Here is a 6,279-nt window from a genome sequence, read left to right as displayed (position 1 = left end):
CCCACTGACAGAGTGGACGCGGCACTCGCCCTGCGTGATATCGGCATCTCCTCGCTTCCAGTCAACATTTTGAATCCCGTGGCTGGAACGCCCCTCGGCGACGACGGGTCGGCCGAAATCACGACTGAGGAGATTATCAAGACCATCGCAGTCTACCGAATGCTCCACCCAGAAGCCCGCGTCCGACTGACTGGCGGTCGCGAAGTGAACCTCAGTCCGGACGAGCAACATCTCCCGTTCGAAGCCGGGGCCGACGGGATACTCACCGGCGACTACCTCACCACGGAAGGCCAGTCGCCGGGGGACGACCTCGAAATCATCGAGCGCGCAGGTCTCGAACCAAACATGGAGGCCAACGAGTTCGATCTGGAGACGGTCAAAGACGGATGTACAGATAGCGACTCGGCGGTTGAAACAGCCGCCGGGACGGCAGTAACCAACGTAAACGTGACAGAGGATTAAGATGGACGAAATCAACTTTGCAGTACTCGGAACAGGCGGTATCGGTCGGCGAACGCTCGAAGTCAGTACCTACAAGGACGGGTTGACGCCGGTTGCGGCCTGCGACCGACACGGTGTTGCGGTCAACCACGACGGTCTGGACGTCGAAGAAATCCTCGATGCGACCGAGGGGAACATCGCTGGCGACGGGACCGGCGATACCGAAGACAAGCGCGTGACAGACGGCGGAGCGGCCGTCAAACAGCACGGCGACGGGGCTGGCATCGTCGCCTCGGCGCAAGGAACATCGACCGAGACACCGATTGACGAAATTATCGCGGAAAGCGACGAAATCGATGCGGTGTTACTCGCGCTGCCGAACCTCGAACACGACTTCATTCCGCGCATCGCAGAGCGTTTCGCGGAAGCTGAATTCGAAGGCGTCCTCATCGACGTGCTGAAACGCTCTCGCGTCATCGGCATGCTCGACGACCGCGAGGAGACGCTCGTCGAATCGGGTATCACGTTCGTCTGCGGTGCCGGAGCGACTCCCGGACTGCTCACCGGTGCAGCGGCGCTCGCTGCCCAGTCATTCGTCGAAGTCGAGGAAGTCGAAATCTGGTGGGGTGTCGGTCTCAAATCCGGCTACGAAGATAACCGCGGCACCGTCCGCGAGGATATCGCCCACCTCGACGGCTACGACATCGAAACCGCCCGTGAGATGGACGAATCGGAAATCGAGGCGGTCATCGAGGAACACGACGGCGTCCTCGAATTCAACGACATGGAACACGCCGACGACGTACTTCTCGAACGAGCAGGCATCTGTGATGCCGAAGACGTGACTGTCGGTGGAATTCTCGACATTCGGAAGGACGAAAAGCCGACGACGACGACGGTTCGCGTAACCGGCCGAACCTTCGATGGCAAACGCGGGACGAACACCTTCCAACTCGACGATGCGACGAGTATGGCCGCGAACGTCAACGGTCCTGCGCTGGGCTACCTGAAATCCGCCGTCCGACGAAACCGCGCCGGCGACTACGGCGTGTTCGGTCCGGCAGAACTGATGCCCGGGTTCTGAAGCGATGGACCCCGACACAACGGAGTCGCAGTCGGGCTCTCCCCCGCAACCAGACCGCGGGTTCGACCTCGAAAGCAGACTGGGGGCCCGACAACGTCACGGTCTTCGGCGAGAACTTGAGCCGGCCGCCGGCGTGAGCGCCCGAACCCGGATTGGCGGCGAATCGCAACTCGTCTTCGCGGCGAACAACTACCTCGGGTTAGCGACCGATTCCCGGGTTCAGCAGGCGGCGGCCGAGGCCGCCCACGCCGTCGGAACCGGGTCGGGTGCGAGTAGACTCATCACCGGAGATACCGAGCTCCATCGGGAACTCGAAGGCGACCTCGCGGCTATCAAGCACACCGACAGAACGTTGCTGTTTTCGTCGGGCTACGCGGCGAACGTCGGAACCATCGCCGCGCTCGACCCCGACGTAATTTTCTCGGACGAACTCAATCACGCGAGCATCATCGACGGCTGTCGGCTCTCGGATGCCGAAACAGTGGTTTACGACCACTGCGATGCGGAGTCGCTTGCGACGGAACTGCATACGCGTGCGGAGACCGCGGCTGACGACGAGCAGTGGCTCATCGCGACTGATACGGTGTTCAGCATGGACGGTGATGTCGCGCCCCTCGCGGCCATCTGTGACCTCGCGGAGCGGTACGGCGCTTGGGTGTTAGTCGACGAAGCCCACGCAACGGGCCTGTACGAGAACGGCGGTGGACTCGTCCAGCGTGAGGGATTGAGCGACCGAATCGACGTGCAAATCGGGACGCTCTCGAAAGCGCTGGCGAGTCAAGGCGGCTACGTCGCCGGGTCCGAGACGCTAATCGAGTATCTCGTCAACGAAGCCCGGTCGTTCGTCTTTTCGACCGGACTGGCACCACCTGCCGTCGGCGCGAGCAAAGCAGCCTTGCGAATCGCTCGCGACGGAGAGTGTCGGAAATCGCTCTGGGAGAACGTCGAGACGCTCCGAGACGGCCTCGAATCGATGGGCTACCGCGTTCTGGGGGAAACACAGGTCCTTCCGGTGTTGGTCGGCGACCGTGCAGACGCAATCGCACTCGATGAACGCCTTCGGGAACAGGGTATCGTTGCCCCCGTGATTCGGCCGCCGACCGTCCCCGACGGAACGAGTCGCATCCGAGTCGCGCCGATGGCAACCCACACGGAGGCAAATATCGACCGCTGTCTGACGGCGTTCGAAACAGTCGGAACGAATCTCGAACTCATCTGATACGGACCCAATGACGAATATAACGCACGATTTCGCGGTTGTTGGAACGGATACCGGTGCCGGGAAGACGGTCGTCACCGCCGGGTTAGTCGGCTGGCTTCGCAACGCCGGCCACGATGCACAGGCGGTCAAACCGGCGCAAACCGGCTATCCACCGGACGACGACGCCGAGTTTGTCGCAACGGCGTGTGGGACCGATGCGGCGGCGACCTGCGGCCCGCGGCTCGAGCCAGCTCTTGCCCCAGAAATTGCGGCCGACGTTGCCGACGAGCGAATCGACTACACGGCGATTTTCGAGACGTGTGCGGCCGCACTCGACCGAGATGGGCCGGGCGTAATTGAGGGAATCGGCGGACTTCGAGTCCCACTCGCTGATGGCAAGGAGGTAGTCGATTTGGTTTCGGAGTTGGACGTGCCGACGATTCTTGTCGCGCGGTCCGGTCTCGGAACGCTGAATCACACCGCCCTCTCCGTCGAGGCGTTGCGTCGGCGAGACGTGTTTGTTTCGGGAATCGTCCTCAACCAATTCGAAGGGGAAACCGCCGCCGAACGGACCAACCCGCGCGTTCTCGAGGAGATGACCGGATGTCCGGTCTACACGATGCCGCCGCTCTCGATAGCGAAACCGGAAGACGCGGTGGCGGGCGTCTGCGAACACCTTCCGGTCGAGCAGGTTCTCTCTTCAGTCGAGCGAGACCCAATCGAGTGACGCACGGGACAATAGAGGGCTAACTTCAGTGTAGTCCACGACTACACACCAACTCTTCTCCACGACTGCACACCCACACTCTATCTTCTGTTCTACGCAGAGAGGCTCTAATAGCCGATATTCTCGACTGTCGGTACTCTCGACGGGTATACTCCGGATGCGTGATTGGAAGTTGGAACTACAGGCTTGCGTCGCATCCGGAAGTAGTAACACAGGGGGATGAAACAATGTCCGAACTCGACCACCCCGTGTTGCAGGAACTCATCTGGAAATCGATGCAACCAACGTTCCGATACTGACGGAACGCATTCAATTCTGTCTTCGCCAACCTATTAATTCTATCTATCTATATTTTAGATTAGAGGTATCTAAAAATGGTCGAGTGCGCCGATATTGGCGTCGGGGATAAGCCAATTACTGGGGTACACCGGACGAATACTAGTTACTAAACCGACATAGTTACCCTCGGGACACACCGATTCTCTGAACACGATGGCAAACCCCCGAACCACCTCGTCGCGATGGTCCTTCGTCACGAGCAATGCGTTCTGGACCGTGTTACTGCTCGCATACAATCTGTACGAACTGAACTCCGCCAGCGGTGGGTTCGAGCACGAGTGGTTTCTCGGCGGATTCACTGCGACGATGCTCGGCGCCCTCGTGCTCAAATATACGACCCCCGCACAGCGGGTGTGGAACCGATTCGAGCGGTTATCGGCGGGCACGACCGCTGGTATCCTCTTCACGATAATCGTGATTGCAGCGGGTCTCGCCGTCGCTTTCGAACTCAGTGAGTCGGCTGTTTTGAGTACGACGCTCGGGGCACTCTCAGCGGTGCTGATTGGTGAGATAGAATCGCTGGTCGAGTCCTCGTGACGACGAGGCCAAATTCCACGTTTGTACTCAAACTGAGAATAGTATCCTACTGACACCACTAAGCTTATCCCAGCCCAGTCTGTCGATTATCCCATGGCAGTCGGAAAAGCCCTCCAATCCGTGCCGAGCGCGCTCGCGCGGAACCCACTCATCGTTGCACTGTTCGGACTCTTCGGACTCATACAGTCCGTGACAGTCGTCACACAGCAGATAAACCCGCTCGTCGGTCTCGCAGTATCGGGTGTGTTCTTCCTCGGGATACTCGTCGGGATGCCGTTCATCCACGGCGGCCTCATCAAGATGGCCGACGAGGCACTCCGCGGAACAACCTCGCTGAGCACGTTTATCAGCGCCGGGAAGCAGAATTACGTCTCCTTACTCGGAGCCATGTTCGTCGTCTTCGGCGTGAACATGGCACTCGGGATTGTCCTCTGGATCATCGTCATCATGGGAGTCGGCGTCGGAATGGCGGTCGGAGAACACACAGGACTGATTATCGCGGGACTTATCGGTCTCGTCATCGGTCTCGTGTATTTCGTGTTCGTCTTCTTCATCCAGTTTTACTCCCAAGAAATCGTCCTCAACGATGCCAGCGCAATCGATAGCCTCAAACAGAGTGCAGCGCTCGTCCGGAAACATCTCCTGAGTACGTTCGGGTATATGTTGATTTCCGCCGTCGGAGGCGGCCTAGTGGGCGGCGCAATCGGTGCCGCCGGACCTCTGTTGCTCCCCGCCCCCTCCCCGACGCTCGACAGCCAACCGCTCACGCAGGAGCTCCTCCTCGGAATGGGCGGCTACCTCGTGATAGTCGTGCTCGCAATAGCAGTCCTTGGAAGTATCCTCACGGTCTTCTCGGTCGCGTTCTACCGAGAGATTCGAACGGGCCGACGCGGCGGTCAGCCCATGAACGCCTAACGAGAAACCCGGTCTCGTACCGGACTCCGATTCGTTGTTTTGTCCCGCTCTCCAGAGTAGCGTGGCCACCAATTGGCCCGGCGAATGGATTGGTTTTTGTATTTTCATTCTGATACGTTCGTATGGGATTATTCGCGGCGTTCCGACAGAAAGTGACCGTCGAATCACTCGACTACACCAATACCAAACCGCTTCTAATCGGTTGTTTTCGGACGATACTCATCGCCGTCCAGTTCGTGTTACTATTCATCCTTCTGAGTGTGATTTATCCGCCTACATTCGGGCCACCACCGTCGTCGAAGACTGTCTCGTTTCTCGTCGGTGTCGTTCCCGGAATCGTGTTCGGCGGAGTTGCTTTGTGCCTCGCCCATCGTGTGGACGTTCCCGCGGAAAAAGCAAACTCGATAGTATATGGCGCAATCGACGTGCTTCTCATATTGGGACTGTATTGTCTCATCTTCTTCTACGACCCAGTGGCGAGTGGCATATATGGAGTCACCTATTTGCTGAGTCGAACGCTCGTCCTACTCGGTATCTTCGGTGGCTCTCGAATCAAAGCGGCCCTCGTATAACACGCCGGATAGCCAATCGGAGTCGCAGTTGTGAACGGAAGCCTATTTGGGGGATATAGCCGTGGCGCGAGAGCGGTGCTAGCTACGGGTCGACGACAGAATCGAAGTTTCGAAGCCCGTACTCTCGGGCCGGAATCTCGCCGAACGACGACGCTCGACAGGCAATCTCACCGTCGTTCAGAAGGGTAAACGAATCGCCGACGGCGGCGGCGAAGTCGGGGTAGTGCGTCGAGACGACGAAGGAGATTCCTTCGGCCGTGAGTTCGCGAATCAACTCGACGAGCGCCCGAGTGCCGTCGCCGTCGAGACCGGCGGTCGGCTCGTCGAGAATGAGGGAGGGCGGCTTCATCGCGAGCACACCCCCCAGGGCGGCCCCCCTTTTCTCGCCGCCGCTCCGGCGGCCACCAAGGCGGGCGCCCCTGTCCCCCGGGGCCACACCGGGGAGAACCCCCCCCCCCGGGGG

8 protein-coding genes are annotated in these 6,279 nt (G+C 59.6%); 7 read left to right on the top strand and 1 reads right to left on the bottom strand.

What is annotated here, in order from left to right; all coding sequences use genetic code 11:
- The 7 genes from QT222_RS15840 to QT222_RS15810 all read left to right on the top strand — a co-directional run.
- On the top strand, nucleotides 1-462 hold a 462-nt coding region (locus QT222_RS15840; protein WP_491477711.1), incomplete at its 5' end, for a biotin synthase BioB.
- A gap of 1 nt (nucleotide 463) precedes the next feature.
- Nucleotides 464-1,525, top strand: a complete 1,062-nt coding sequence (gene bioU, locus QT222_RS15835) for a (S)-8-amino-7-oxononanoate synthase BioU (protein ID WP_004056369.1) — start codon at nucleotides 464-466, stop codon at nucleotides 1,523-1,525.
- A 4-nt stretch (nucleotides 1,526-1,529) separates the two neighbouring features.
- Nucleotides 1,530-2,744, top strand: a complete 1,215-nt coding sequence (locus QT222_RS15830; RefSeq protein WP_491477710.1) for an aminotransferase class I/II-fold pyridoxal phosphate-dependent enzyme — start codon at nucleotides 1,530-1,532, stop codon at nucleotides 2,742-2,744.
- A gap of 10 nt (nucleotides 2,745-2,754) precedes the next feature.
- Nucleotides 2,755-3,453, top strand: a complete 699-nt coding sequence (gene bioD, locus QT222_RS15825) for a dethiobiotin synthase (RefSeq protein WP_491477709.1) — start codon at nucleotides 2,755-2,757, stop codon at nucleotides 3,451-3,453.
- A 492-nt stretch (nucleotides 3,454-3,945) separates the two neighbouring features.
- Nucleotides 3,946-4,329 (top strand): hypothetical protein, encoded by a 384-nt coding sequence (locus QT222_RS15820; protein WP_004056372.1) that lies wholly within the window; start codon nucleotides 3,946-3,948, stop codon nucleotides 4,327-4,329.
- Nucleotides 4,330-4,422: 93 nt separating this feature from the next.
- Nucleotides 4,423-5,244 carry a DUF7847 domain-containing protein gene (locus tag QT222_RS15815; RefSeq protein ID WP_004056373.1) on the top strand — a complete coding sequence of 274 codons (822 nt, stop codon included), beginning with the start codon at nucleotides 4,423-4,425 and terminating at the stop codon, nucleotides 5,242-5,244.
- 122 nt (nucleotides 5,245-5,366) lie between these two features.
- Nucleotides 5,367-5,816, top strand: coding sequence for a DUF8100 family protein (locus QT222_RS15810; protein WP_004056374.1), 450 nt, complete (start codon nucleotides 5,367-5,369; stop codon nucleotides 5,814-5,816).
- A gap of 82 nt (nucleotides 5,817-5,898) precedes the next feature.
- Here QT222_RS15810 and QT222_RS15805 read toward each other — a convergent pair whose 3' ends face one another.
- Complete coding sequence (locus tag QT222_RS15805) at nucleotides 5,899-6,165, bottom strand: hypothetical protein (RefSeq protein ID WP_491477708.1); 267 nt, start codon at nucleotides 6,163-6,165, stop codon at nucleotides 5,899-5,901.
- Between the last annotated feature and the right edge of the window lie 114 nt (nucleotides 6,166-6,279).

The sequence above is a fragment of the Haloferax sp. s1 genome, assembly GCF_058382125.1.
This window is presented reverse-complemented; position numbering and strand designations above follow the sequence as displayed.